The sequence below is a fragment of the Pelolinea submarina genome (assembly GCF_003966975.1).
In the GTDB taxonomy this organism is placed as follows: domain Bacteria; phylum Chloroflexota; class Anaerolineae; order Anaerolineales; family Anaerolineaceae; genus Pelolinea; species Pelolinea submarina.
This window is the reverse complement of the sequence record NZ_AP018437.1, coordinates 2,926,572-2,952,901: the sequence shown is the minus strand read 5'-3', so window position 1 is coordinate 2,952,901 and position 26,330 is coordinate 2,926,572. Positions and strand designations below refer to the sequence as shown.

Here is a 26,330-nt window from a genome sequence, read left to right as displayed (position 1 = left end):
TTATAGCACCCAAAAATAATTCAGTGAAACAGTAATCAGGATAACCAATACCAAAGGCAGAATCACCAGATATATGACTGGTTTGCGCTTGAACACATGCGTGAACATCATGATGCTCTTGATATCCACCATTGGGCCGTAAAGCAAGAAAGCCAGTACGGACGCATTGGTGAATGTGCCCAGGAAGCTCAACGCGATGAAGGCATCCACTGTGGAACAGACTGACAATAAAATGGCCAGGCTGATCATCACCAGCACTGAAAGCACCGGGCCGCCGCCGACTTGCAGCAGGAAAGATTGGGGGATAAAGGTCTGCATGGCGGCCGCCAGCAGCGAACCCATAATCAGATAGCGTCCCATTTCGAACAATTCATCCATGGCGATCAATAGGATACGCTGGATTTTCGAAAAGAAAGGCAGGTTTTTATAGCCTGCTTCTCCATGCTCATGATCGTGTGCTTCAACGGAGCAGAAAACCTCGCCGCCGTTTTGCAGGACTTCGGACGGGTCCTGAATGGTGGTGAAGACCAATCCGGTCAGGGAAGCAATCAGAAAAGTGAAACCGATGCGCATGGCTACCATTTGCCCAAGCCCGAAAGCCGAGGCTGTGCTGGCGATTACGACCGGGTTGATGACCGGCGCCGCCAGCAGGAAGGCAATGCCGCTGGATATGGGCAGTCCCTTTTTATAGAGCCGGCGCACCAAAGGTACAACGCCGCATTCGCACACTGGAAAAACCAACCCCATCAGGCTGCCGGCTGCGGCGCTCAATAGTGGTGAGCTGCCCTTCAAGCGGTCAAAAACGCCTGGATTGAGAAAGACTTCCACAATACCGGAAGCCAGCGTACCCAGTAATAAGAAGGGCAGGGCTTCTATGAAGATACCCAAAAACACGGTTGCAAAATTGGATAAATTGCCCGCCAGCGCATCACGTTGGTACCACAAGCCAAACACAGCCAATAAAGCCAGCAGGGCCAGGCTGATTCGCAAATTCCTTTTTTTATTGAAGAGAATATCAGCATTTTTTATCATAGGGATTTTGAGTGTACAGTAAAGCCATACTAAGGCGCGTTCGTCGTATAAATTTTCCGGGAAAAATTCGCCCTATTGTAGCATGTTCTGACACAGTCGGTAATTTGGAATCTGTGTCTATTTCACATAAATGGTAAGCAGCGAAGGATTAGTGCGCCTTCCCAGAACCCTTCAAGGTTTCAATGCCCATCAGGATGCGCGCTTCGGATTTCTCGCCCAATCCGGGCAGAGCCCGCAGCTTGCCTTCGCGCGCGGCTTGCTCCAATTCGGCCACGCTGGTGATGCCCAGCTCTTTCCAGAATAGCGCCGCTTTGCGCGGCCCCACGTCGGGAATGGCAATCAAATCTATCAACCCGGCCGGGATTTCGGCTTCCAATTTTTCCAGAAATTCGAGTTTACCGGTGCTGGTCAGTTCGTGGATCTTGGCGGCGATGGCCTTGCCAATGCCCGGCAGGGCGACCAGTTCTTTTTCATCCAACTGGCCCAGGTCTTCCGTCAGGACCGCGATGCTGTCGGCAGCCCGCTCGTAAGCGGACACCTTGAAGCGGTCTTCCCCTTTGATCTCGGCTAAAATTGCGATGCGTTTAAAGATAGCGGCAATTTCCAGATTGTCCATGTCCGTATTATACTTTTTTCTGATTCCCCATGAAAAGGAACACCATGATAGCAGATTTCCTTGATTCTATACAAAAACCCACACTGGTATTGAACGAAACCCGGGCACGCCGCAATTTGAAGCGCATGGCTGCCAAAGCTGCCGCGCAGCAGATCCGTTTCCGTCCGCATTTTAAAACGCACCAATCCGCTGAGATCGGTGAATGGTTCCGTGAGGAAGGTATATCGGCCATTACCGTCTCATCCATGAGCATGGCTGCCTATTTCACCGGGCATGGCTGGACCGATATTCTGGTGGCTTTTCCGGTCAACCTGCGTGAGATGGATGTCATTCGCGCTCTGGCCTCAAGGGTGCGGCTGGGATTACTGGTTGAATCCATATGGAGCGTTGAGCGTTTGGCCGCTGGGCTGCAGACCCCGGTGGATATCTGGATCAAGATCGACAGCGGTATGCACCGCGCCGGGGTGGATGTGGAAGACAGCGCCGCAGTATTAGCACTCGCGCAGGCAGTCCTGCAGTACCCACAGTTGCGCTTGCGCGGCTTGCTCACGCATGCCGGCCAGACTTACCACGCTCACTCGCCTGAAGAAATCCGCCGGATGTATGCCGGCAGTGTGCAGGCTATGAACGTGCTGCGTGGGGAATTGGAGGGCCGTTTGGGTGTGAAGCTGGAAGTCTCGGCGGGGGATACGCCCGGATGTACTTTGTGCGACGACCTCGGCCCGGTGGATGAGATCCGCCCGGGCAATTTCCTTTTCTTCGATGCCATGATGCGCGACCTGGGCGTATGTGCCTGGGAGGATGTGGCGGTGGCAGTAGCCTGCCCGTTGGTGGCGCTGCACCCGCATCGCGGCGAAGGGCTGATTTACGGCGGCTCTATCCATCTCTCGAAAGAGTTCCTGGAAGCGGACGGACACGGATTCTATGGGTATGCGGCTTTTCCAACCGATGATGGCTGGCAGCCGGGCGACCCGTCCAGCCGGGTGATTTCGCTCTCACAGGAACATGGTGTAGTGCATCTGGCCCCGGCTGATTTTGAGCGGCTAAAGGTAGGGGATTTGCTCTATGTCCTTCCGGTGCATTCCTGTCTGGTTGTGGACGCTCTCAAAAGCTACCGCTGTCTGAACGGCAGAGAAATCGCTACGCTAAATTCATGCGCGGCAAATGATTAAGCTACGGTGATGGGGGCCGGAATAAAGGTCAGGATGAAGACCGCCAGGGCGATATATCCTATGATTCTGCGCTTTTTGTCCAGTTGGGTTACCTGGTCGAGCGGTTCGGCATAATAGCGGCCGAAAAACAACAGCAGCACAGCCCACATCCACCATACGTTGGAGAAAAATCCCAGGATGACCATTCCGGCTATCAGGAAGGGGAACAGGGCGCGTGTGACTTTCTCGCCGAACAGGGTGGAAAAAATGTGACCGCCGTCCAACTGTCCCGCCGGCAGCAGGTTGATGCCGGTGACGAACAGTCCTGCCCAGCCCGCCCAGGCCACCGGATGCAGCATGACGTCTGTGGCACCCCAGGGAAATGGCTGCCCCGTGAAGAAGTAGCGTGCCCAGTAAATAGCCATTGCCAGATTGTTCATATTGGGTGGTTCGGGCAGCAGCTTGCCAAAGGTCAGGTATTTCAGAAGCAGGTATAACAGGGAATTGCCTTCCATTTGCAGGCCGGTACCGGCTGCGGCAGAGGCGGGTAATTGGCTCATATCGGATAAATTCAGGCCGATGATGAGCGCAATAACGGAGAGCACAAACCCGCTGAGAGGTCCGGCGACAGCCAGGTCAAACAGCGCGCGCTTATCTTTTGGAATTGAGCGCATGTTGATAAATGCGCCCATGGTGCCGAACAGGCTGAGCGGCATCGGAATGAAATAGGGCAGGGTGACCTGCACGCCGTGTTTGCGCCCGGCGAAATAATGTCCAAATTCGTGCGCGCCCAGGATGGCCAGCAGGGTGACGGCAAAGGGCCAGCCGTTCTTGATTAATTCCAGCAATGCCGCGCCGGTGTCCTGTGGCAAAGTGCCCTGGTAACCATACAACCCACCGGTCACCAGTACGCTAACCAGGGTCAGGATGAACAATACCAGGTTCAACACGGATTTGGGCTGTTTTTTCTTGTCGGGAGTTGGCATAAGGTAGAGGTTTACAGCATCCCCGTCTTTACGCAGCAGGGGCATCAGCGCATACGGTTCCAACGCTTTGGCGATTTTGTCATAATCGCTCTGGCTGTCTTTGCTTTTCAGGCTGCCGTGGTAGAACACAACGTAGTCCTTATCCGGATTCCCATACGTGATTTCAGAGATAATAAATAATTGCCCGATAAGGGCGTCGATTTCAGTCAGGTTGTGATCTGTGATCATAAGTGTTCTCCCAAACGTTGCACCAGCGGGAATGGATGGGAGTCGAACCCACCGCGGCCTGCAGAGCAGCCCGCCACCGATTTTGAAGATCGAGGGACCCACCGGGACCCAACCATCCCCAGGCTAAGCATAATCGAGGGGGGATGCTTTGTAAAGTTAAAAGAGTATTAGAGAGCAGTAGTTATCTTCTTACTAATGTCTTACAGCACCCCGTAAAACTGGAAATTCGTGTAACGGAAACCTGTAGAAGAAGAGCTTTGCTCTCTCGTGTCATCCTAAACCCAGCGAAGCCGGGTTTTGGCGCAATATTTTCTCGGGGAAGAGGATATAGACGATCTGCGATCTGAATATTCTTTAGGCCGAGATTCCTCACCCCTTACAGGGGTTCAGAATGACACTTTCCAGCATCGTGTTATCTTGATATCGGTTTTACCAAGAAATTTGAATACTATCTGATATTCAAATTTCTTCCAATCTCTTTCCAAACTTGGTTATAATCAACCTGTTAGCATATACTAATAAAAATCTGCAAAAATTGGATATAACATGAAAATTGCTTTTGTAACTGACGATGGTGAATCCATCAGTGCTCATTTTGGCAGGGCCTCCCACTATTTAGTTGTCGAGGTTGCCGATGGAAAAGAAACCGGCCGGGAAATGCGCGAAAAATTGAGCCATAACCATTTCCATAACGAAGACCACGGCCATGAAGAACATGCCCCCGGCCAGCCGCATGGCTTTGACCCCGCGTCCCAGTCCCGCCACGGCTCCATGTTGGCGGCCATTGAGGATTGCGACGTCGTTGTTTGCGGCGGAATGGGGCAGGGCGCCGTTTACAGCATCCAGTCCATGGGCAAAGACCTGCGCCTGACCGATGTAAGCGCCATCAACGAAGCCCTGGCGCTCTTGCTGGCTGATAATCTGCCTAACCAGCTGAACCTTTCCCACTAATCATTGCCAAAAAAAAGCGATTGCGCACTGAACGCACGCCCAGAGCAAAGTGTGGGGTGTCGAAGTGGCAATCGCTTTATTGGATTAAATAAAAAGAAGAGCGCTCCCTGAGTTTGTCAACGGGGCGCTCATCTTTTAGTTTGATTGATTTCCGTTTATGCTGACGGGGTGTTCTCTTGCCTATTTCGCGATGGTGATTAATTCCGCTCCAATGACCTGACGGAAAATTGCCGCCTGAGCGACGGATTGGATCAGAGTAGTCTCATCCAAAATGCGCACGCCTGCCAGCAGATCAAAACCGGCTTCAAACAGTACCGGGCTGAGCGGTGTGCTGGGTCCAACCAGAACGCTGAAAGCTTTGGGGTTTAGATAAGGCAGTATGTCGTCCAGGGTATGGTTGATGATGGCGTTGCTGGTGATGGCCACTACCTCGGCCTCCGGCAGTACTTCCGGCACGCGTTCCAGGCTAAACTCATCCTCACTGGGGTTCAGCTCGAATACCGACAACTGCCTAGCGCTGGCGCGAATATCCTTGAGATAAGGAAAGTGCCCGAACACGGCTACGTGCTTTCCGGATCCTTTTTCCGCCACTACTTTGAAGGCATTTACCGAGGTGATATTTCCCTGTGGAATTTCCAACAGGGAATTCAGCGCGGCCAATCCGACGCTGGCTTCCAGCCAGTTTTCTGAAAGCAAATACTGCGCCAATTCTCCGGCGCTCTTCAGATGCAGGCTGCCCGCGTCACGGACCTGACCTTCACCGTGCGGTTTGGGATTCATAACGGTGGAAGCCATCCCGCATCCGCGGCTGCTCACCGTAGTCCAATGCGCGCCGATGAGAACATTCCTCACCGGCGCGTCTATTTTTACAGAATTGAGAAGATCGTTTATCAACTGCATGGAGAAATTATAATCTGCCTGCGGTTGTTTGTTCTCCGAATTCTTAGGCCAGTTTTACTTCTATGGGGGTGGTGTGTGCCAGATTATCCGAAACCGGGCAGCGTCTGTCAACTTCTTCCAGGAAGGCTGTCTTTTCTTCGTCGGTCATGTCCGCGTCCACTTTTACGGTGGCGACGAAATTTTTGAATCCTGCGCGCTCGTTCTTTTCCTGTCCGCGCAGCACTTCCAGGTTCAGATCGCCTGTGACTTCCACTTCCATTCCGCGCAGTTCGATTTTGCGCTGGCCGGCGACGATCTTGCCGATGGTGATCAGGCAGCTTGCCAGTGCGATGAAAACATAATCCAGCGGAGAAGGTCCTTCGTCCTTGCCTCCCAATGCTTCCGGTTGGTCGACCAGGGCGGTGTGTTTTCCGGCGTGGGTAGTGATGAGCCAGCCGTCCGGCCCTGTTGCGGTAACTTTAACAGTTTTTATGGTTGCCATAATATGGTATTTTCCCTTCTATATTGGTTTACTTACTTCTGACCAATTCTATATGGAAAACAGGAATTCTTTCTCAGAATTGTAAAAGAATCACATTTGTCGCATGATAATGTAAATTGCGTTGTTTTTAGCGGATTTAGACCTTGACACTCTGGGTTAGTTAAAGAGAACAAAGGGAAACCACGCGTATAAGATAGGCAGCATCGCCAGATATACAATCGCGAATATGATTCCCAATAACCAACCAACCACGACATCCGATACATAGTGCACGCCCAGACTGATGCGCGCCATGCCCACCAGAGGCGCCCAAATGGTCAATAACCAGTTCAGGGGTGATAATCCCAATCCCCAGGCCAATCCGGCCAGCATGATGGCTCTCACGGCATGCCCGGAGGGGAATGAATTTGGATCGGTTTTTCGATAAATGTCACCCCAATCGCTTTCCGGCCGGCTGCGTTTAATTGCGAACTTTATGAGAAGCACCAGAGAAGCTTGCAGAACGATGGCGCCGGCGAAAAGGGCTGCCAGGGTGTGGAGGTTCCCATGAGTAAACAGCCAGATAACAAATAAGCCGGCCAGCCAGAACCAGGAATCTCCTGAATGCGCCAGGAATGCCGCTACGCTGCGCAGGAATTTTTGTTCCGGCGGCAGATAGAACTTGCGTGATAGTTTTTGGTCCTGCTCGTTGATCTTTTTAAACATAAAGGTTCCTGCTTTTCAATATCAATAATGAAGCATGATTTTATTATATTTTTCTCCGGAGAAAAGGGGACTTTTATGAAATGGTTGTGAGTTTTGTGAGAAATGGACCCGGCATGTGATCCGAAGATCGATTACTTGCGCAAAATCTTCTCCATGCTCTTCCCCTTGGCCAATTCGTCGATCAATTTATCCAAATAGCGAATTTCCTGCATGGTTGGCTCTTCGATTTCTTCCACCCGGACACCGCAGACCACACCCTTGATCAAAGCGCGCGCGGGGTTCAATCCGGGGGCTTGGGCGATGAAAGTCTCAAAGTCGGTTCCTTTTTCCAATTGGTCTTCCAGGGCTTTCTGGCTGTAACCGGTCAACCAGCGGATGATCTCATCGACTTCGCTTTTTGTGCGGCCTTTTTTCTCTGCTTTCGCAATATAAAGTGGATAGATATTTGCGAAGCTCATTTTATAGATACGTTGTGCTGTCATACTGCACATATTAACGAATTTTGCACCCCTTTGTCAATGAAGAGATCAGCGCAATAGCGATACTCGAATGGAGATCGGTGGGAGCATCTATCCGTCCTATAATTGAGGCATGTCATACGCCAACCGATCGTTCGAAGCGCGGGTCGCCAGCTCCTATGATGCCCTCAGCAGGTATTACGACTTGCTTTCCGGAAAGGCCGAGCAGCGCCTGACGCTGAAGGCGTTGGACATGTTCAACCCGGACGCGAACAGCAGGATGTTGGATATCGGCTGCGGCACCGGCAATGCGCTGCTGGCGATGTTGGACCGCTACCCGGTTACGCTAAAAGTCACAGGATTGGACATCTCCAAAGGCATGTGCCGGGTCGCGCAACAGAAACTGCGGCGAAAAAAGGTTGCGAACAGCGTGGGGCTTTATTGCGCCAATGTGTTGAACGCGCCTTTCCCTGACCGTCTATTTGATGGCATTTTGTTGAGCTTCACTTTCGAACTGTTCCCGGAAGACCTGTTCAGCCCGTTGCTACAGGAATGCCGCCGCTTGTTAAAGCCGGGGGGCAGCCTGGTGCTGGTCAGCATGGCTGCGGCCCAAAAAGCCGGCCTGGTCTATCGCCTTTATCTTTGGGCGCATCGTAAATATCCTCAATGGATTGATTGCCGGCCTGTAGATGCCGCCCGCATCCTCGAGGATAACGGCTTTCAGGTGACGGAGCGAGAAACATACAATCTTTTCGGCTTGCCGGTTGATTCGTTATTGGCAATTTGAGGATCCGCTATTATTATATTCTTCCAATACTTATTGTTGAATAAATGGATAGAATAAAAATCGAAGGTACAAACATGTCCCATAATCATCATCATGAAATTCAGGAAAATATCAAGCTTGCTTTCTTTCTAAACGCCGGTTTCGCGATTGCGGAATTGGTTGGCGGTTTATTGACAAACAGTATGGCTATCATGGCCGACGCACTGCATGATTTAGGAGATAGTATTACGTTGGCTATTTCCTGGCGGTTGGAGCATCTCTCTTCCAAATCGGAAGACGGAAAATTCTCTTATGGATATAAACGTTTCTCGTTATTGAGCGCCCTGATCAGCGGTGTGGTGCTGATTACCGGCTCGATTTATGTAATCATGGAAGCGGTCAAGCGTTTGCTGGCGCCGCAGGAATCCAATGCGCAAGGAATGCTGATCTTTGCTTTGTTCGGCATTGCCATCAACGGTTACGCTGCTCTGCGCACCAGCCATGGTAAGAACATGAACAGCCGTATGATTTCATGGCACATGATAGAGGACGTACTCGGTTGGGTGGCGGTTCTGATTGTCAGTTTGGTATTGCTGGTAAAAGATATTGATATCCTGGACCCGCTGCTTTCGCTCGGTCTGACTGCCTTCGTGCTCTTTAACGTCGTGCGCAATTTATGGGGAACCATGCGCTTGTTCCTCCAGGGCGTTCCCGAGACTATCAAAATTGAAGACATTGAAAACGAGCTCCGCTCTTTGGAAAATGTGCGTGATGTCCATCATACGCATGTCTGGTCGTTGGATGGGGAACAGAATGTGCTGACTACCCATGTCGTTCTCTGCTTGGAAGCAAAAAAAGAAGATATCCGCAGGGTAAAAGAAAAAATCCGCGATTTAACGGATAAGTTTGATTTGGCTCATACGACGGTGGAGTTTGAATACCTCGATGATGATTGTTCCATGAACCACCATAATCATATCAATTGCCCTGAAAACGGAGGAGAAAAAGCTCATGAACATGGATAAAAATACTCCTGCAAAAACCTGGCCGCCATTTTGGATCTACCTGACCGGTTTTATAGGAATTATCTACATCCTCAATCCAACAATGGGTGTTTTCGAGCTGATTCCGGATAATTTGCCGGTTATCGGCAACCTGGATGAAGGCGCCGCGGCCATCCTGATCTGGAATGCGGTCCAACAGCTTCGCGCTACTCGTAGATTGAAATAATCCTTAAAAAATATCCCTCCGCAACCCCGGGGGGATATTTGCGTATATGTATTGAATTGATAGAACGCAATGGCAGTAAATAGGAGTAAAAATGGCGACGAAAAAAGAAAAACCGCAGGCTGAAAACATGCCTGCTCAGGAAGAACCACTGGATATGGAGATTACCTCACCTCAGCAGGAGCCTGCACCCCGCAAGAAGGCTGCGAAAAAGCCCAAGATTGTGGACGTAAAGGCCAAAGAACCCGTACAGGATACCATGGTCAAATCAGACGTAAAAGCGCAGAAATCGGCGCAGGCCAAACCGAAGGAAAAAATTGTTGTTGAGCCGCAGGAATCCACCGAGCAGAAATCGGAAGAAAAGGCAGAGCCTGCATTGAAGGAGAAACCGGCTTCAACGGAATTTAAACCGGAAGCGGAAAAATATGCGGGAATTGACCGCAGCGCGTTGGTTTTTGGCGGTGGATTGCTGATTATGGGCATTGTCCTCACACTGGGCCGCTTGCTGGCAATCCCCTTTGGGGTATTTCTGTGGCCATTCATATTCATCATCCCGGGTGTACTGGTGCTATTGGCTGCTCTTGGCAGCAGCGCCAGCAGCGGAGAAGGACTTTCCATATTGGGAGGTATCCTGACCAGCCTGGGCATCTTGTTCCTCGCACAGAGCATCAGCGGCTGGTGGGCCAGTTGGGCTTATGCCTGGACACTGGTTGCTCCCACCTCGGTGGGCTTTGCGCAGGTGCTCTATGGACAGCAGCAAAACCGTGAGGAGATTATCAAATCCGGACGTCGTTTGACCAAACTGGGATTGACCATGTTTGCCATCGGATTTGTCTTCTTCGAGCTCGTTTTGGGTGTCAGCGGGTATGGCCTCAACCGACTGGGATTACCGGTCTTTCCGATGATGCTGATCTTTGCCGGTTTGCTGGTATTGGTCAACTCTATGCGGCGAAATCGCCATTAATTAAAAATTGGAGTCCAAGGATAAATACCCTGGACTCTTTTGTATTTAAAACTTGCGGCCTGATTTTTAATGCTAACGTTGGTTCCTGACCGGGAATGGCCGTTCTTTCTTAAAAAATCCCTATATAATTAGGCTGATTTCTAAAAAATGGAGGCGTATATGAATTGGTTGTATCTGGCAGCAGGGGTTTTACTGCTGTTCCTTGGCCGGAAATCGATTTGGATGTTTGTTTCCATTATCGGCTTCCTGATAGGATTGAAATATGCCCCTGAATTGCTTCCGGATCAATCGCAATCAGTTATTTTGACCATCTCTTTGATCGCGGGGTTATTAGGCGCTTTATTGGCCGTTTTGCTGCAGAAATTCGCGGTGGGCCTTACGGGGATGATTGCGGGCGGTTATGTGGCATATTATTTTCTGCAAATGAATGCCGCTCCAATCGGGCAGTCGCAGTGGATCCTGATTGCGGTCGGGGCACTGATTGGCGCTGTACTGGCCGGTTCATTGTTTGATTGGGCTATGATCCTGGTGACCTCGGCCTGCGGAGCGGTTTTAATTGATCAAGGGTTGAATATCAACTCTTCATATTCTTATATTGTTATCATTGGGCTGGTTCTATTAGGTATAATCGTCCAAACTAAAATAAAAGCTAAAGGATAGATAGGGTGATTGCATGCAGTTAGGAAATTTGCTGGATAATCTCAAAGTCTGGGTAGAAAACATCATCAGTACAGGCGGATACCCGGGACTTTATTTTGTTATGTTCCTCGAAAACGTATTTCCGCCGATTCCCTCAGAAGTGGTTCTGCCGCTGGCAGGCAGCCTCAGCCTCACCGGGCGTTTTTCTATTCCGTTGATCACAATTGTTGGAATGTTCGGCTCTCTGACCGGCGCCTTTCTGTTTTATGGATTGGGAAAATGGCTCGGCGAAGAACGGGTGCGCAAATTTATTGCGAAGTTCGGAAAATATGCCCTGCTGTCCGTCGAAGATTTCGATAAATCCAAGGATTGGTTCGATAAGTACGATGAATGGGTTATTTTCTTCTCCCGTATGGTTCCTATCGTACGCAGCCTGATTTCAATTCCGGCGGGTGTTTCCAGTATGAACCTGGCGAAATTCAGCGTATATACCATTTTAGGAACCGCCCTTTGGAGCTTTATTCTCTCCTATGCCGGAAGGCTCCTGGGTGAACAGTGGCCGATCATTACCGACTTTATCAACACTTACCAAAATGTTGTGTTGGCAGTGACGCTCTTGGCAATCGCAGCGTTCGTCACTCACCGCCTGGTTCGCAAGAAAAAACAGGCAAGTTAGAAATAAATTAAAAAGTCGGCTTCGGCTGACTTTTTTTATTTAAATTGCTACAATTAAATTAACCAATCCAGGTGGAGGTGGATATGTGGAAAAAGTATTGGCTGATTGCTCTATTAATTCTGGCATTAACCGCCTGTTCGAGCGCCGGCATCCCACCTGCGGAAAACGCAGCTACCCAATCTGAAACGCAGGCGCAGGTTGAATCCCGGGATGAAACACCCGGTGACCGGCAGGAACCAATCGTGACTGCACCGGCCGAGCCTTACCGGCCGTTGACCCTTTCGGAATTATTTAGCGCTTCGGATGGCACCGAGCTTCAAGGCACATTCTATCCTCCTGAGAATGACGGCGCGCCTTTGATCATCCTGACGCACTGGGCGCGCGGCGACCAAAGTGATTACGCGGCTATTGCCGATTGGCTGCAAAACCGCGGCGGAGAACCCGAAGTTGATAAGAATGCCCAGGAAACCTGGCTGGACGCTTCCTGGTTCCCTGTAATCGATCAGGATACCTCATATGGCGTATTTACCTTTTCATTCCGGGATTGCGAAAAGGGCTGCGCGGCTTTTCATTCGGCGGAATGGCTGGATGACGCCCAATCGGCGGTCACTTTCGCCAGGGATTTGCCTTACATTGACCCGGATCGGATTATTGTGATTGGCGCCAGTATCGGCGCGGACGGCGCCGCGGATGGCTGCCTGTATCTGAACCAGACAGCCCCCGGCAGCTGCAAAGGGGCGTTCTCGATTTCCCCCGGCAGTTACCTTACTGAAGTCTACGCGGACGTGGTGAAGCAATTGGCTGTACCAGCTGTATGTGTGTATGCGCCCTCCGATGCCTCGGCAGTGGCAGCTTGCGCGGATGTACAGGCGGATAATTACACAGCTTACAAAATTGGCAGCGCGCATGGTATGGATCTGATTGACCCGCAAGTGCAGCCCAATCCGTTGGATTTAATTCTGGAACTTATCCGGGATAGTTTGAAATAAAACCAGATTCGTGTTTTTACGTATATTAATAAACCAAGATAGGAAGGTGTAAAACAATGTCTTTTTTGGACGATCTTAACCGGATGATCAACCCCCTGAAAAAGCTGGTGTTGACCGGCCCTGCTCATGAACTTTTCAGCGATAAATCGGCTGTGGTCTCTTTCATGTGCCGGCAAACCGGAAATAAACTTTCTTTCGCGTCGGATTTCATCCGCGCAGATAATGTTGTGTATCTCATAATTGACCAACATGAAAATTGCTGGAAAAGTCTGGAAACCGGATCGCCGGTGAAACTATGGCTGGATGGTAAAGAATTCAGCGGGTGGGCGGAAGGGCTGACCGGTTACGATGAGTTTTTCGGCATTCTCGCGCAGAATTCTGTCAAGCAGCAGGAATTGCTGCAGCGTTATGAACAGCTGACAGATACGGAGGATTTGTATGACCTCCAAAAAATGCAGGGCTTTTTGAGCGAATACAAACTGATTCGGGTCAAAATCAACAGGCAGCCATGATAATCCTGCATATCACCGACAAAGCCAGCTGGGCCAAGGCCCAACAGGAGGGTATTTATCGCGGGGACAGCCTGGAACGAGAGGGATTTATCCACTGCTGCCAGGCATTTCAGGTGGATCAGGTTCTTACGGATTGGTTCAAGGACACGACGGATTTACTGATTCTGGAAATAGATACCGATGCCCTGCAAGCTGAACTGGTCAATGAAAACCTGGAGGGCGGAAAAGACTTGTTCCCGCATATCTACGGCCCATTGAATCTTGAAGCGGTGGTGACTGCCCGCGAGGTGACTTCTCAATGAATTTATCAACCATCGATCCGAAAATGTTCACCGGAAAATTCTACGAGATATGGAATTCTGGTTGGTTTTTGTTGACCAGCGGCGATTATCAGGCCGGCCGCTATAACTGCATGACGGTATCCTGGGGCAGCTTTGGCTGTCTGTGGAATCTGCCGGTGGCCATGGTGGTAGTACGCCCCTCGCGTTATACCTTTGAATTCATCAACCGGCACGACAGCTTTACGCTATGTGCTTTCCCCGAAAAATACCGCAAAGACCTGACTTACCTGGGAACACACTCCGGCCGGGATGGCGATAAGATCGCGCATTCCGATTTGGTTCCCCGTGCTGCGCGCCAGGTGGCAGCGCCTGTGTTTGAGCAGGCTGAATTGGCCATCGAATGCCGTCGCGTCTATTGGCAGGATTTGGCCCCCGAACATTTTCAGGATGCCCGTATCCAGCCCCATTATCCTCAGGGAGATTATCACCGCATGCTGGTGGGGGAGATATTGGCTGTCAGCGGAGATATGGATAAATTCGCTGCCCAATAATTCGTTTGAAATGTTTATAAACCTAATATATTTGGGAGAAAATTGCCCCTCTAAAATGAGTTATCAGACAAAATTGGAGGATTAAAATGGCAAGCATTTTGAAAATAGAAGGTATTGGACCTGCATACCGCGAAAAATTGGCGGCTACTGGCATCAAGACTGTCGAGGCATTATTGAGGCGGGGCGCGTCCGCACCCGGCCGTGAGAAAATTGCCGCCGGTTCGGGCATCCCCGGCAGCCTTATCCTTGAGTGGGTCAACCATGCCGATTTATGGCGCATTAGGGGCGTCAGCGAGGAATACTCCGATTTATTGGAGGAAGCCGGTGTGGATACGGTGGTTGAGCTGGCCCAGCGCGTTCCGCAAAATTTACACAAGAAGATGGTTGAGGTGAATAATCTCAAACATTTGGTCCGCCGCCTGCCCAACGAGAAACAGGTAGGAAAATGGGTGGCGCAAGCCAAAGCGCTGCCGCGGGTTGTAACCTACTAGGCAGAACACTTTTGCATACAAAAAGCCGGTCATACCAGACCGGCTCTTTTTTCTTAACCATAAAATATTCTATATATGTAAAAAGTAGGGCATTGTAGCGCAGGCATTCTTGCCTGCGGTTTATTTACTTCAATTGTTTCTTTAGCTTTTCCGCCGTCTGCCGGTAAGTCTCCAGTTTGGTGCGCTCGTTTTCTACCACCTTCGCAGGCGCTTTATTGGCAAAATCGGAAGCCAGCAGATTTTCCAACCGTTGAATTTGGGAATTTGCCTCGGATAGCTCTCTTTCCAGCTTTTCACGCAATTTATCGTCCACGACAGCTTCCTGCGTATGCAGGTAGATCATGCTGCCGGTGGCGGCAATGCTGGAAGAGTGAAATTGCTTGTAAACTTCTGCGTCCGGGACAGCGGTCAGGATCTCCAATTCTTTCAAAGCACTGGAATAAGCAATCAGGTCTTTTTGCGCTTCCAGCACAGGCAGCATTTCATGGGTGGCGATGATGCTGCCGCTGGCTGCCTGGTTGGCGGGGATGTTGAGTTCAGTCTTGAGTGTGCGGAAGGCGCGGCTGTGTTCCATGGTGGCGTTGGCGAATTTCTCCACAGCTTCCTTCTCCCAACCTTCTTCGGGTTTGGATTCCGGCCATTGCGCGATCATTAGCGCCTCCGCCCAGGGATCATCCGGGCATAATAATTCGGACTTGGCTTGCGCAGCCTGCTTGAGGTGCCCCCACAGCTCTTCAGTAACGTAGGGTGTGAAGGGGCTCAACATGCGTAGACATTTATCCAGCACGCGCACCAGTGTCCAGGCAGTGTAAAATGCCCGATCGCCGCTTTCCCGCAGCTGCATCTTGGCGATTTCGATGTACCAATCGGCAAACTCGCTCCAGAAGAAATCGTAAATCTGCCGGCCGGCTTCGCCAAACTGGTAGCTTTCAAATAAACGGTTTACATTGCGCACCACTTCGCGCATGCGTGCGTGCAGCCATTCGTCTGCTGGCGTCCATACGGGTTCTCTTTCAGGCTTCTCAGGTGCATTCGCGATGGCGTTGATTACAAAGCGACCCGCGTTCCAAATTTTATTGGCAAAGTTGCGGTTGGCTTCAACTTTTTTCTCGCTCAGGTTCATGTCGTTGCCGGGCGCGGAACCGACCAGCAGGGTGAAACGCAGCGCGTCCGTGCCCAGTTTGTCCATGACCACCAGCGGGTCGATCACGTTGCCCTTGGTCTTGCTCATCTTCTGGCCGTGTTCGTCGCGAATCAGGCCGTGCAGGTACACCGTGTGGAAAGGCGCCTCATCGGTGAATTCCAGGCCGTCCATGATCATGCGCGCCACCCAGAAGAACAGGATGTCGTAACCCGTTTCCAATACAGAGGTCGGGTAGAAGTATTTCAGGTCGGGTGTTTCATCCGGCCAGCCCAGGGTCGAGAAAGGCCACAGGCCGGAAGAGAACCAGGTATCCAGCACGTCGTCGTCCTGGTGGATGTGCGTGCTGCCGCAATGCTGGCACTGCGCGGGGTCTTCGCGCTGCACGGTCATGCCCTTGCAGTCATCGCAGTACCACACCGGGATACGGTGCCCCCACCACAATTGGCGGCTGATACACCAGTCCTGGATGTTTTCCATCCAGTTGAAATAGACCTTGGTGAAATGGTCCGGCACAATGCGGATGTCTCCATCGCGTACTGCGTCGATGGCCTTTTTGGCGATCGAATCGATTTTGACGAACCACTGTTCGCTGATCATCGGTTCGATGATCTCGCCGCCACGCTGGCTGCGCGGGACGTTGAGCGTGTAGGGCTCTTCCTTGATGACCATGCCGCGCGCTTTCATGTCTGCCCACAGTCTCTTGCGGCACTCTTCGCGGTCCAGCCCCTGATAAGGGCCGCCGTTTTCGTTAATGGTGACGTCTTTGTTCAGGATGTTGATGATATCCAGGTTGTGGCGCTGGGCAATATCGTAGTCGTTCGGGTCGTGCGCCGGAGTGATCTTCAGCGCGCCGGTGCCGAATTCGCGGTCAACGTATTCGTCGGCGATAATGGGGATTTCGCGATCCAGCATGGGCACCAGTGCCTTGCGGCCCACGTATTTCTTGTAGCGTGGGTCATCCGGGTGCACAGCCACGGCCGTGTCGCCCAGGATGGTCTCGGGACGCGTGGTGGCCACCGGCAGGAATTCTTCCGGGTTGTCGGCCAGCGGGTATTTAAAATAGTACAGCGTGCCGGGTTCCTGGGAGTGCTCCACTTCCAGGTCCGAAACGGCCGTGCGCAGGTTGGGCGACCAGTTCACCAGGCGCGGACCGCGGTAGATCAAGCCCTTTTCGTACAGGGTCACAAAGGCTTCGCGCACGGCGCGGCTTAGGCCGTCGTCCAGCGTGAAGCGCTCGCGCGTCCAATCGCAGGAGGCGCCCAGGCGGCGGATTTGCTGCTGGATCATGCCGCCGTATTTCTTTTTCCAGGACCAAGTGCGTTCGATGAAAGCCTCGCGCCCGATATCCTCGCGCGTTTTGCCTTCCTGTGCCAGTGCTTTTTCCACCTGCAATTGCGTGGCGATGCCGGCGTGGTCGCTGCCGGGAATCCACAGCGTAGGTTCGCCCTTCATGCGGTGGTAGCGGATCATGAGGTCTTCGATGGAAACGAACATGGCGTGCCCCAGGTGCAGTCCACCGGTCACGTTGGGTGGGGGAATCGCGATCACAAAGGGCTTTTTGGTGGGATCGAAATCCGGTTTATTGGGGTCGTTCGTGGGCTGGAAATAGCCCTGGCTGTCCCACCACTGGTAAATCCTTTCCTCTGTGCCGTGAAAATCGTATGCTTTTGGTAGTTCTTTTTGCGTCATTCAACCTCCGATTAAAATAAAAAACCTTTCGTTCTGAGGACGAAAGGTCATTTTTTACCTTGCGCGGTACCACCTCGCTTCGCATTGCTTCCAATGCGCTCTCATTAGCGCTAACGGGCATACCCGTGCCGGTCTATTCTCTCGCGATTTCTTCGGCAATTCTTCCCGGACGACGGCGTTTTTGTGATTCTGCGGCGGCTCTCAGCCTGTGGCCTGCCTTCTCTGACAGTTCCTGCAAGAACGACTGCTTCCGGTGTTGATGAATAGACCCATTATAAAGAGGATGAGAGCGAATGTCAAACTTACCGGTTATGGCAGTTGCATAAGCTGCTGACCGTTGGGTGTATCCAATACCTGCCAGCCCTGCGCCTCGATTTGTGCGCGCAGGCGGTCCGACAGCGGCCAATCAGCGTTTTTTCGTGCTTCCTCACGCTGCGCGGCCAGGGCTTTCACCCTTTCAGGGGGCTCGTTTTGGGCTGTTTGCGCGGCTTCAATGGCATCCCATACCTCTTGCGGGATGTTGATTGCCATGCTGGCTTGACGATAATTTCCTAAAAAAGACAGCGGGAATGTATGTCCATGGCTGAAAATAGCTTCTTCATTAATTCTCATGATGGTCACGCTGCCTTTGCCGAACACCCGGCAAGTAGGTTCCCCTGTGAATTCCATCAGCAGGGCGGTTTGTTCATCGATGCCAACCAGACAGGTATTCTCATCCAGTTTTTCTAGTTCTGTCCGCAGGCCCGCGAAGCGTTCCCGGCCCATAAAGCAGCGGCTGGTGTCCAACTCCTCACCGCCATCATGATTATTCCAATGCGGGATAAAAGTCACGTTCAAACCGAAATCGCTCAGAAAGTCCAACCCCTTCATCCAGAACGGGTCCTGTCCGACCTTGTATATCTCGTAAACCGGCAGTGTCCAGGCGCTAATCGCCAGCACGGCCGCGCTGGCCAGGCACACGGCGCTGCCGCGCAGGTGCAGCGCGCGCAGGGTATTGTAAGCCAGGCTGCCTTGCAGTTGCTCCACTGCGTAAGTGGGGCTGCCCGGCCCCATGAACACCCAGTCGGAGGTCAACAAGGGTTCCAGGATGGCGCCGTCGTCCGGGCTGAAATCCGTACCGCGCTTGCGAGCCGGAATGATTTGGACCTGCGGCCGCAAATTTTGCAGGCGTTTTTTCAGGTAATCGCCCACGTTTTCCGCTACCTGCTGTGTGTTGGGTTGAAAACCCGCCGGGGTTTCCAGAATGGCGATTTTTGGTGGCGCTTCATACTTATCTGCCAGGTAGTCATAAGCTTTCCCGCTGGCGGGCAGCGTCTCGCCCGAACCGAATAATAGCAATGCGCCCGGTGTTGTGTCTTCTAATTTATCCATGATTATGAATAATTATAGCGTCAGGCATAGTCTTTATTTGTTGGTAAGATTAAGCCTGATGAATAAAAAAACCACCGCTTTCTTGTTTCTTTTAGCGTCCTTCATCTCGCTGTTTTTGTATGCTTGTTCACCGCAAACCGCGGCTGTGCTTCCTACAGACACGGCGGAGGCTACTGTTGTTGATAGTCCAGCAACAGAAACGCCCTTCATCCCCACCCCCAGCCCGGTTTCCACGGAAGCCGTGAATCTCAGTGCTGTGTCGCTGCCGGAGGGTATCCAACTGGAATTCTGGCATCCCTGGTCGGGGGAGTTGGCGAATTTGATGGCGGAACTGGTCGAGCAGTTCAACCAGGAAAACCAATGGGGCATCACCGTCACGGTTCAGGTGCACGCGGATGAGCTGGTTTTGCTGCAGGATATGGATCAGGCGGCTGCCAATGCGGAATATCCGGATGTGGTGGCTGCACCCAGCGCCTATCTGAAAACCTGGTACCGCCAGGGCTGGCCGCTGCTGGATCTGACCGCTTTCACAGATTCTCCCGAATACGGCCTGGATGCGGACCAGCTGGCAGCTTTTCTGCCGGTATTCTGGAAAAACGATCTGATCGACGAAGTGCGCTTGGGCTTGCCGGCTTTCCGCGATGGACATTTCCTTTTCTACAACCAATCCTGGGCGCAGCAGATGGGTTTTGACGCGTATCCGCAAACCAGCCTTGATTTTCAGGCGCAGGCCTGCGCGGCCGCGGCCGCCAATCTGGCGGATGCGCAGCTGGAGAATAACGGCACCGGTGGCTGGTTGTATGACACCCGGGCATTGACCTTGTTGTCCTGGCTGCGGGCTTTTAACGGCGACGATCTGATTCGCTCGGATGGAGAGATCAGCTTCGCCGAAGAAGGCAGCCAAGTAGCTCTGGAATACCTTTTCGATATGTACTATCAGAATTGTGCCTGGACAGGTAAACAGAGCGAACCGTTTCAATATTTCGCGGACCGTTATGCCCTTTTCTACAGCGGCGACAGTCAGGATATTTTTACTCAGGAGATTGTCAATCAAAATGTGAAAAGCGGCGATGATTGGATGCTAATCCCGTACCCTTCGGATGATTCACGCCCGGTGGTTTATGTGGATGGCGATTCTTACGCGGTTTTTCAGAAAGATATCGATAAAGAATTGGCGGCCTGGCTGTTCCTGCGCTACCTGAACAGTACCGAGAACCAAATCAAGGTCATCCAGGCTACCGGATCGCTGCCGTTTTCAACCATCACGATTGGGCAGATGTCCGATTTTCGTAAAGAACATCCGGTTTGGGATCAGGCCCTGCAGTACCTGGCGCTGGCGCAGCCCATTCCCGATACACCCGGTTGGATGGATGCCGAAGCTGTGCTTTCGGATATGGCCTGGCAACTGAAATACACCGCAGCAAAGGAGAACCTGCCCGCGATCCTCAACGAAGCGGAACGCATCATACAGGGTAATTAAGAACATTAATGAGTAAAGCAACAATTGAGAAAATTACCGTCTATACCGACGGAAGCTGTGAACCCAATCCCGGCCCCGGCGGTTGGGCGGCCATCATTCTGGATGGAAAAGAACAGACAATCCTGAAAGGCTACGAAAAAGACTCCACCAACAACCGCATGGAGTTGACCGCCGCGTTGGAGGCCCTGCGCCATATTGACCGGAGCAAACCGGTTATTCTCTATACCGATTCCCAATACCTGAAGAATGGTGTGGAAAAGTGGCTGAAAGACTGGAAAGCGCGCAACTGGAAACGCAGGGGCGGACCGCTGCTGAACGTGGACTTATGGAAGCAAATTTCTGAGGTCATAGAACAGCGTAAAATCACCTGGCGTTGGGTCAAGGGGCACAACGGCAACCCATATAACGAGCGTGTTGATCGCCTGGCTCACCAGATGATGAAATCGCGCGGATAAAATCTTAACTGGCCGCTTGCTTTAACTTTTTACTTATGAAGAGTGGCCGTAGCGCGCAAGAATAGCTGCGATAGCTTGTGGATCGATATCTCCGATGGGAATGAAAGCGTGCGGGTTGGCCTCGTGGTCGCGAATGCTTTTCTCAAACCAGGTGACGTCGTGCCAAACGCCTTGCTTGAATCCGGTTTGGCGGTAAATACCGATGCGGCGGAAACCGAAGGATTCGTGCAGCTTCTCGCTGTTGGGGTTGGGCGTCTTGACGATGCCGTAAACGTTGTGGATATTTTGCAGTTTCAGGATTTCCATCAGGCAGGCGTATAGCTGCTTGCCGATGCCCTGGCGCTGGTATGCGCTGTCCACGTAAACGGAGAGGGTGGCATTCCATTGATAAGCCGCGCGTTCCATGTGCCTGTGCGCGTAAGCGTAAGCGATAATACTTTCGTCGATTGTGTAAACCAGGTAAGGATATTCGCGCGCAACGCTGCGGATGCGCTCCGCGAATTCTGCCTGCGTGGGAACTTCATACTCGAAAGAGATGGCTGTTTCCTCAACGTACGGCCGGTAGATTTCCAAAATACGCGTGCTGTCCGCTTCACGAACCAATCTAATATTTATATGTGGCATATTGATTCCTCACAGAGATGGGTTTAGCAAGAAGATCTTTGAATAATAATACCTATCTTACATTCTTGATAACAAAAAAAGACAGGCATTCAACCTGTCTTTTTTCAGAGGCGACGACGGGATTTGAACCCGTGATCAGGGTTTTGCAGACCCTTGCCTTCCCACTTGGCCACGTCGCCGGATAACGAAAGAATTATAAAAGGCGCATACCCCTTTGTCAAATGGTTGCCAGGGGATTGGCGCCTTAAACAAAAAATGCCGGGTGGCATTTTTTACTTCATAATTCTTTTTCAGAGCGGGCGACGGGTCTCGAACCCGTAAACCTCTTCCTTGGCAAGGAAGCGTTCTACCAATTGAACTACGCCCGCGGCGAGTTAAGATTATATGTGATTTTCCCATATTGTCAACCTCTTCCATGCTTTTAAGTGCTTCCATCCTGAAAAATTATCATAAAAACAAATGAATATTTGATTTGTATAAATGAATATACAAATTTTAAGGTTAAGTTGTGTTAATAATATTGTAAAGTTAACAAAAAATATGTAAAATATGTTAGGAAACTAACACAATGGACCAAAGTTCACGCTTATCACAAATAGTTGACCAAATCGAGAAGAGGGGTTCTGTAAGCATCTCTGAACTGGCTGAGAGTTTTAAAGTCTCAGAGATGACCGTACGCCGGGACTTGATTGAGTTGGAAAAGATCAGTATTGTCCGTCGTATCCATGGAGGTGCGGTGGCTTTTTATGGCCGCAGTTTTGAACCGCCCCTCATTTCCCGCGCAAATAAGAATGTGACTGCCAAGCAGCGTATCGGAAAATACGCCGCTTCCATGGTCCTGGATGGCGATAGCATTGCCATTGATGTTGGTTCCACTACGATAGAGATGGCCATGAATTTGGTTGGCCGCCAAAACCTGACAATTTTGACCCCAAGTTTGCATATTGCCAATCTATTAAGTGACGAAAAGAATATCCGCCTAATCCTCTCCGGTGGAATTGTGCGTCAGGGAGAAAAATCATTGATCGGGGATCTGGCTTACCTGGCCTTCCGCGAAATATTTGTGGATAAGCTCTTCTTAGGAGTAGGGGGCATTCATGCCCAGATTGGATTGACCGAGTTCGAGATGCAGGATTCACAGGTAAAAAAGGAAATGATTAAGAGCGCAAAGGAAGTGATCGTTTTGGCGGATGCTTCTAAATTCCAGCAGATAGCTTTTTCTTTCTTTGCCAAACTGGATCAAATTAATCATCTTGTCTGCGATAAAGAGCCGCCGCAGCCTTTATTGGATGAACTAAAAAGAAATAATGTTGAGATCCATGTTGTATCTGATTAGCGGCATATAAAAAAGGAGGCAGAAGAAAAAAATTTTAGAAAATTATTGTTACATGGAGAGAAAAAAATATGAAAATTATTTATTTGGTATGTGCAACAGGTATTGCTACGTCAACAATGTTGCGAGTAAAAATTGAAGACTTCTTGGAACAAAAAGGTATTGAAGCTGAGCTTCACCAATACCGTGTGGCTGAAATGTTCCCCGACCGTATTACGGCGGATGTGATTGTCGCTACCACGCAGATACCTCCGGAAGTCGAAGAACAATTTAAAGTTATCAGCGGCCTGCCATTATTAACCGGTATTGGAGAAGACCAAGTCTTCGAAGAACTGGAAAAGGTCCTGAAAGAATAATACAGATAGGAGATAAGATGGAATCAATTCTTGCTTCAATTGGACAATTACTAAACAATCTTGGTTCATTGATTGTATTACCCATCGTTATTGCCCTGCTTGGCTTGATCCTGGGAATGAAATTTACCCATGCCGTTCGCAGTGGCTTGACTCTGGCGATTGCATTTATTGGAATTAACCTGACTGTAGGTTTGTTGGGTGAAAAGATGTCCACCATCGGGTCAGCATTCGCGGAAAACACCGGTACCGGTTTGGATGTCATTGACATCGGTTGGCCGGCTGCTTCAGCCCTGGCATTTAACACAGCGGTTGGCAATGCGATTATCCCGTTGGGAATTGTCCTCAATATCATTTTGATTTTGCTGGGCTTGACCCAAACGTTGGATGTGGATATCTGGAACTTCTGGCACCAAGCCTTCATCGGTGCCATTGTTGCCTATGTCACCGGTAGCTTTGGTTTGGGCTTGGTGGCTGCCGCGATCAATGTTGTCATGGCGCTTTTCCTGGCCGACTGGTCCGCGCCGTTGATCCAGCGCTACTTCAAACTACCCGGTATTTCCTTCCCGCACCTTCAGTCAGCCGGTTATATGCTGTTGGCTGTACCATTCGCCTGGCTGCTGAACAAGGTTCCTTTCCTGCGCAACATGCATTTGGATCCCGACACCCTGCGCAAACGCTTGGGCATCCTGGGCGAACCCATTTTCCTGGGTTTCTTCATCGGTGTCATCCTGGCCGCCTTCGCACGCGAAGCAATCGCGGACATTATCCTGACCGGTGTCAACGTAGCCGCTGTTATGATGCTGATCCCGCGCATGGTTGCAATCCTGATGGAAGGTCTCACACCTGTAGCCGAAGCCGCTCGCAAATTCATGGCCAAGAGAACCCAGGGCCGCAGCTTCAATATTGGTTTGGACTCCGCAGTTTTGATCGGCAGCCCGGCAGTTATCGCTTCCGGTTTGCTGATGGTTCCCGTTGAGATCGGTATGGCACTGCTGTTAGCCCCCTTGGGCAACCGCACGCTGCCTTTCATTGATTTGGCCGATGGCGTATTCGTGACCGCCATGTTGGCCCCCTTAGTGGCCGGCGACGTTCTGCTGACTGTTATTCTGGGCGCCATTGTCATGGGTATTGGTATGATCTTCACCACTTTGCTGGCTCCGGCTGTGACAGACATGATCGTGACCGCTGGAACGTTGGAAGTTCCTGCCGGATATTCACTCTACACGGTTATGAGCGATGCAGCCATCCCGCATTCGTACATCTTCTACTACGTTTTCCAGAACCCTGTAGTGATCGCTTTGTTGATCAGCGCAGTCCTTTTGGTAGGTCAATACTTCTTAGCCAAGAAATTCCCCTTGGGAGAGAAGTTGTTGGCGGATGTAGCTGTTCCTGAGAAAAAGTAATTTATTGGTAAAACAAAAGGAGTTGTGGCATACTTGCCACAACTCCTGATTTAATCCGTGAGGAAAATAGATGCTCAAACTTTTTATTTCTTTTGCGTTAGGTCCCATTGGATTAAAAATTCTGAATTTTTATATTCGCAACAGCGCTATTATTAATTCATTAGTTTTTATCTACGGCATATTTCTAACTTTTGCGCATGTGAATTATAAGCGTATCACCCAGGATTGGTCTGACCGCATAAAAAAAGGCAAAGTAAAGAAGGCCGTTGATAAAAATAAGTATGACTGGGAAAAGGCAATCGTGGAAAACTCCAAATTCCCGTTTGTAGCTGGTGGCACCAGCCTGATTCCTAAAAAGACCAATAAGGAAAACCTGTTATTCTACCTGGAACGAGATAAAAGCTGGCAAAAACAGCTAATGAAATTAGCGGAATAAGTTAGTAATAATAGATAAAGCGAAACATAAGAAACCGCTCCCTGAAAGTTATTTACAAGGAGCGGTAATTATTTAAAAATTTAGTTAATTGAACGAGCAAAGCGACAAAAACAGAAAGCCACCCACATAGCGGATGGAAAGCGAATGGTTAAACTATACTTTTACAATGAAGACTAGCTCCCTGAAAGCGTAATAACAAGTCAAATATAGAGACAATAAATCAATGTAATTGCGAGGAACGTAGTGACGAAGCAATCTCAGTAGCTAGATAAAGAGAATAAAAGAACGAGAAATGCAGGGAGAAATTACACAAATATAAGCAGAGAGCTGAGATCGCCTTCCCCGGAGTGAATGTTTCGCGAAAGTCGCCTGTCACAAGAAAGCAAGTGGTAAGCTTCTCGCGATTACAAAAGAAAAGAAAGTAGCGCAGGGGAAAATACAATGATGAAGGCGAAGTGACGTAATTGAAAGTAAAAGCCAGCATCTTTAGACGCTGGCCGGTACTAGAAACTGATAACCTCAGAACAAACCAACTAATGACAGGTGGTTTTGGTTTAAATTAGGCGCTTTTTTCGGCCTGGATTTCTTTGACCTTTACGATGATTTTCTCAACCAGTTCGTCCTCACCCACACCGGTGATCAACGGAATGGCATTGAAAACGGGTTTATTGGTTTCGACGGTGACCTGGACGTTGCTGACCACGATATCATAATTAGCGATCCGCCCGGGCAGTTCATTGTTCCCGCTGCCATCGATATGGACGCTCAGTTTTTCAGCTTCCAACTTTTCCTTAAGCTTGTATGCTGCATGCATAGCCATCGCAACACCTGAACCACAAACAACTACAATCTTCACTTTGTACATATTCCTCACCTCATCAAATAAATGTTATATAAAGTTCTATATTGTGATTATACGGAAATTACTTTACTTTTTTATTCATCGACTCAATGTGTTTCAACATGGCCGTTTTAACTTCTGTTTTAGTTGTTGCGTTCTTCATTGCGACCAGGGCATCGTCATTTTCAAGGATGAATATGACTTTCCGCAGCACGGGGATGACCAACTTGGCGTCATGCACTGCCAGCATGATGACGATCTCCACCTGGACCTTTTCTTCGGGGGTGGCCATCATCTGGAAAGTGATCGGTTTGGCCAGGGTGGCAATGGCAATCGCCGGTTTTAGAACGTGGTCCGTGTCGGTATGCGGGATGGCCACACCGGCCATGCGCGCCTGCAACCCGGTGGGGTAGACCTTTTCCCGGTCAAGCACGGCTTGCGTATAGCTGTCTTTGACAAATCCATTGTCGAATAAAAGTGTGCCTAATTTACGGATGATTTCTTCAGGTGAATCAGCGCTTTCGTTGACGAGGATCAATTTCTCGTCGATCTTAAAGTTGGCAAGGGTTGTATCTTCTGTGTTTGACATTGAAA

At 50.4% G+C, this 26,330-nt stretch carries 31 protein-coding genes and 3 tRNA genes; 19 read left to right on the top strand and 15 right to left on the bottom strand.

Annotated elements, in window-relative coordinates:
• The gene (locus Pelsub_RS13090; RefSeq protein WP_116225486.1) at window positions 1-1,032 is read right to left on the bottom strand and encodes a permease; all 1,032 of its coding nucleotides are present in this window, start codon (window positions 1,030-1,032) and stop codon (window positions 1-3) included.
• Between the two features lie 148 nt (window positions 1,033-1,180).
• Window positions 1,181-1,648 carry a helix-hairpin-helix domain-containing protein gene (locus Pelsub_RS13085; protein WP_116225485.1) on the bottom strand — a complete coding sequence of 156 codons (468 nt, stop codon included), beginning with the start codon at window positions 1,646-1,648 and terminating at the stop codon, window positions 1,181-1,183.
• 44 nt (window positions 1,649-1,692) lie between these two features.
• Between Pelsub_RS13085 and Pelsub_RS13080 the strand changes: the two genes are divergently transcribed.
• Window positions 1,693-2,820, top strand: coding sequence for an alanine racemase (locus Pelsub_RS13080; protein WP_158675114.1), 1,128 nt, complete (start codon window positions 1,693-1,695; stop codon window positions 2,818-2,820).
• Here Pelsub_RS13080 and Pelsub_RS13075 read toward each other — a convergent pair.
• Window positions 2,817-4,013, bottom strand: a complete 1,197-nt coding sequence (locus Pelsub_RS13075) for a site-2 protease family protein (protein ID WP_116225483.1) — start codon at window positions 4,011-4,013, stop codon at window positions 2,817-2,819. The two genes, Pelsub_RS13080 and Pelsub_RS13075, sit on opposite strands and share 4 nt — an antisense overlap.
• A 25-nt stretch (window positions 4,014-4,038) precedes the next feature.
• A tRNA-Sec gene (locus Pelsub_RS15695) sits at window positions 4,039-4,133 on the bottom strand.
• A gap of 426 nt (window positions 4,134-4,559) precedes the next feature.
• Here Pelsub_RS15695 and Pelsub_RS13070 point away from each other — a divergent pair.
• Entirely contained in the window at window positions 4,560-4,964 is a 405-nt protein-coding gene (locus Pelsub_RS13070; RefSeq protein WP_116225482.1) for a NifB/NifX family molybdenum-iron cluster-binding protein, read from the top strand.
• A gap of 180 nt (window positions 4,965-5,144) precedes the next feature.
• Here the strand turns inward: Pelsub_RS13070 and Pelsub_RS13065 are convergent, their stop codons facing one another.
• The 4 genes from Pelsub_RS13065 to Pelsub_RS13050 form a co-directional block, all read right to left on the bottom strand.
• Window positions 5,145-5,864 carry a DUF364 domain-containing protein gene (locus Pelsub_RS13065; RefSeq protein ID WP_116225481.1) on the bottom strand — a complete coding sequence of 240 codons (720 nt, stop codon included), beginning with the start codon at window positions 5,862-5,864 and terminating at the stop codon, window positions 5,145-5,147.
• A gap of 43 nt (window positions 5,865-5,907) precedes the next feature.
• A complete protein-coding gene (locus Pelsub_RS13060) occupies window positions 5,908-6,345 on the bottom strand; it encodes an OsmC family protein (RefSeq protein WP_116225480.1) in 438 nt (145 codons plus the stop codon).
• A gap of 156 nt (window positions 6,346-6,501) precedes the next feature.
• Window positions 6,502-7,050: a phosphatase PAP2 family protein gene (locus tag Pelsub_RS13055; RefSeq protein ID WP_116225479.1), complete on the bottom strand. Its 549-nt coding sequence runs from the start codon at window positions 7,048-7,050 to the stop codon at window positions 6,502-6,504.
• Between the two features lie 131 nt (window positions 7,051-7,181).
• Entirely contained in the window at window positions 7,182-7,532 is a 351-nt protein-coding gene (locus Pelsub_RS13050) for a DUF2200 domain-containing protein (protein WP_116225478.1), read from the bottom strand.
• Between the two features lie 109 nt (window positions 7,533-7,641).
• Here Pelsub_RS13050 and Pelsub_RS13045 point away from each other — a divergent pair, with 109 nt between their 5' ends.
• From Pelsub_RS13045 to Pelsub_RS12995, 11 genes are all read left to right on the top strand, one after another.
• Entirely contained in the window at window positions 7,642-8,295 is a 654-nt protein-coding gene (locus Pelsub_RS13045; RefSeq protein WP_116225477.1) for a class I SAM-dependent methyltransferase, read from the top strand.
• A 44-nt stretch (window positions 8,296-8,339) separates the two neighbouring features.
• Window positions 8,340-9,299, top strand: coding sequence for a cation diffusion facilitator family transporter (locus Pelsub_RS13040; RefSeq protein WP_198418360.1), 960 nt, complete (start codon window positions 8,340-8,342; stop codon window positions 9,297-9,299).
• The gene (locus tag Pelsub_RS13035; protein WP_198418359.1) at window positions 9,286-9,504 is read left to right on the top strand and encodes a DUF1232 domain-containing protein; all 219 of its coding nucleotides are present in this window, start codon (window positions 9,286-9,288) and stop codon (window positions 9,502-9,504) included. Before Pelsub_RS13040 ends, Pelsub_RS13035 begins: the two co-directional genes overlap by 14 nt.
• A gap of 91 nt (window positions 9,505-9,595) precedes the next feature.
• Window positions 9,596-10,465: a hypothetical protein gene (locus Pelsub_RS13030; RefSeq protein WP_116225475.1), complete on the top strand. Its 870-nt coding sequence runs from the start codon at window positions 9,596-9,598 to the stop codon at window positions 10,463-10,465.
• A 159-nt stretch (window positions 10,466-10,624) separates the two neighbouring features.
• Window positions 10,625-11,125 (top strand): TM7S3/TM198-like domain-containing protein, encoded by a 501-nt coding sequence (locus tag Pelsub_RS13025; RefSeq protein ID WP_158675113.1) that lies wholly within the window; start codon window positions 10,625-10,627, stop codon window positions 11,123-11,125.
• Window positions 11,126-11,138: 13 nt separating this feature from the next.
• Window positions 11,139-11,780: a DedA family protein gene (locus Pelsub_RS13020; RefSeq protein ID WP_116225473.1), complete on the top strand. Its 642-nt coding sequence runs from the start codon at window positions 11,139-11,141 to the stop codon at window positions 11,778-11,780.
• An 83-nt stretch (window positions 11,781-11,863) separates the two neighbouring features.
• Window positions 11,864-12,769 (top strand): alpha/beta hydrolase family protein, encoded by a 906-nt coding sequence (locus Pelsub_RS13015; RefSeq protein ID WP_116225472.1) that lies wholly within the window; start codon window positions 11,864-11,866, stop codon window positions 12,767-12,769.
• Between the two features lie 56 nt (window positions 12,770-12,825).
• On the top strand, window positions 12,826-13,281 hold the full coding sequence (locus tag Pelsub_RS13010) for a hypothetical protein (protein ID WP_116225471.1): 456 nt from the start codon (window positions 12,826-12,828) through the stop codon (window positions 13,279-13,281).
• Window positions 13,278-13,583, top strand: coding sequence for a DUF952 domain-containing protein (locus Pelsub_RS13005; RefSeq protein ID WP_116225470.1), 306 nt, complete (start codon window positions 13,278-13,280; stop codon window positions 13,581-13,583). The genes Pelsub_RS13010 and Pelsub_RS13005 overlap by 4 nt, the downstream gene beginning before the upstream one ends.
• Complete coding sequence (locus Pelsub_RS13000; RefSeq protein WP_116225469.1) at window positions 13,580-14,113, top strand: flavin reductase family protein; 534 nt, start codon at window positions 13,580-13,582, stop codon at window positions 14,111-14,113. Before Pelsub_RS13005 ends, Pelsub_RS13000 begins: the two co-directional genes overlap by 4 nt.
• 86 nt (window positions 14,114-14,199) lie before the next feature.
• Window positions 14,200-14,604: a DUF4332 domain-containing protein gene (locus tag Pelsub_RS12995; RefSeq protein ID WP_116225468.1), complete on the top strand. Its 405-nt coding sequence runs from the start codon at window positions 14,200-14,202 to the stop codon at window positions 14,602-14,604.
• Between the two features lie 124 nt (window positions 14,605-14,728).
• On the opposite strand, the gene Pelsub_RS12990 is transcribed toward Pelsub_RS12995, so the two are convergent.
• Together Pelsub_RS12990 and Pelsub_RS12985 are read right to left on the bottom strand one after the other, a co-directional pair.
• Window positions 14,729-17,437, bottom strand: coding sequence for a valine--tRNA ligase (locus Pelsub_RS12990; protein ID WP_116225467.1), 2,709 nt, complete (start codon window positions 17,435-17,437; stop codon window positions 14,729-14,731).
• A gap of 309 nt (window positions 17,438-17,746) precedes the next feature.
• The gene (locus Pelsub_RS12985) at window positions 17,747-18,808 is read right to left on the bottom strand and encodes a cysteinyl-tRNA synthetase (RefSeq protein ID WP_116225466.1); all 1,062 of its coding nucleotides are present in this window, start codon (window positions 18,806-18,808) and stop codon (window positions 17,747-17,749) included.
• Between the two features lie 58 nt (window positions 18,809-18,866).
• On the opposite strand from Pelsub_RS12985, the gene Pelsub_RS12980 reads away from it, so the two are divergent.
• Together Pelsub_RS12980 and rnhA are read left to right on the top strand one after the other, a co-directional pair.
• Window positions 18,867-20,288 carry an extracellular solute-binding protein gene (locus tag Pelsub_RS12980; RefSeq protein WP_158675112.1) on the top strand — a complete coding sequence of 474 codons (1,422 nt, stop codon included), beginning with the start codon at window positions 18,867-18,869 and terminating at the stop codon, window positions 20,286-20,288.
• Between the two features lie 8 nt (window positions 20,289-20,296).
• Window positions 20,297-20,743 carry a ribonuclease HI gene (gene rnhA / locus Pelsub_RS12975; RefSeq protein ID WP_116225464.1) on the top strand — a complete coding sequence of 149 codons (447 nt, stop codon included), beginning with the start codon at window positions 20,297-20,299 and terminating at the stop codon, window positions 20,741-20,743.
• Window positions 20,744-20,776: 33 nt separating this feature from the next.
• Here the strand turns inward: rnhA and Pelsub_RS12970 are convergent, their stop codons facing one another.
• The 3 genes from Pelsub_RS12970 to Pelsub_RS12960 form a co-directional block, all read right to left on the bottom strand.
• The gene (locus Pelsub_RS12970) at window positions 20,777-21,367 is read right to left on the bottom strand and encodes a GNAT family N-acetyltransferase (protein ID WP_116225463.1); all 591 of its coding nucleotides are present in this window, start codon (window positions 21,365-21,367) and stop codon (window positions 20,777-20,779) included.
• Between the two features lie 108 nt (window positions 21,368-21,475).
• A tRNA-Cys gene (locus Pelsub_RS12965) sits at window positions 21,476-21,546 on the bottom strand.
• 115 nt (window positions 21,547-21,661) lie between these two features.
• Window positions 21,662-21,735: transfer RNA gene (locus tag Pelsub_RS12960), tRNA-Gly, on the bottom strand.
• Window positions 21,736-21,935: 200 nt separating this feature from the next.
• On the opposite strand from Pelsub_RS12960, the gene Pelsub_RS12955 reads away from it, so the two are divergent.
• The 4 genes from Pelsub_RS12955 to Pelsub_RS12940 all read left to right on the top strand — a co-directional run bounded on the left by Pelsub_RS12955 (window position 21,936) and on the right by Pelsub_RS12940 (window position 24,895).
• A complete protein-coding gene (locus Pelsub_RS12955; protein ID WP_116225462.1) occupies window positions 21,936-22,703 on the top strand; it encodes a DeoR/GlpR family DNA-binding transcription regulator in 768 nt (255 codons plus the stop codon).
• Between the two features lie 68 nt (window positions 22,704-22,771).
• Window positions 22,772-23,056 carry a PTS sugar transporter subunit IIB gene (locus Pelsub_RS12950; RefSeq protein WP_116225461.1) on the top strand — a complete coding sequence of 95 codons (285 nt, stop codon included), beginning with the start codon at window positions 22,772-22,774 and terminating at the stop codon, window positions 23,054-23,056.
• A gap of 17 nt (window positions 23,057-23,073) precedes the next feature.
• Complete coding sequence (locus Pelsub_RS12945; protein ID WP_116225460.1) at window positions 23,074-24,459, top strand: PTS galactitol transporter subunit IIC; 1,386 nt, start codon at window positions 23,074-23,076, stop codon at window positions 24,457-24,459.
• A 70-nt stretch (window positions 24,460-24,529) separates the two neighbouring features.
• The gene (locus Pelsub_RS12940) at window positions 24,530-24,895 is read left to right on the top strand and encodes a hypothetical protein (RefSeq protein ID WP_116225459.1); all 366 of its coding nucleotides are present in this window, start codon (window positions 24,530-24,532) and stop codon (window positions 24,893-24,895) included.
• Between the two features lie 559 nt (window positions 24,896-25,454).
• Here Pelsub_RS12940 and Pelsub_RS12935 read toward each other — a convergent pair.
• Both Pelsub_RS12935 and Pelsub_RS12930 read right to left on the bottom strand, forming a co-directional pair.
• Entirely contained in the window at window positions 25,455-25,760 is a 306-nt protein-coding gene (locus tag Pelsub_RS12935; RefSeq protein WP_116225458.1) for a PTS sugar transporter subunit IIB, read from the bottom strand.
• 58 nt (window positions 25,761-25,818) lie between these two features.
• Window positions 25,819-26,325, bottom strand: coding sequence for a PTS sugar transporter subunit IIA (locus Pelsub_RS12930; RefSeq protein WP_116225457.1), 507 nt, complete (start codon window positions 26,323-26,325; stop codon window positions 25,819-25,821).
• Window positions 26,326-26,330: the final 5 nt, after the last annotated feature.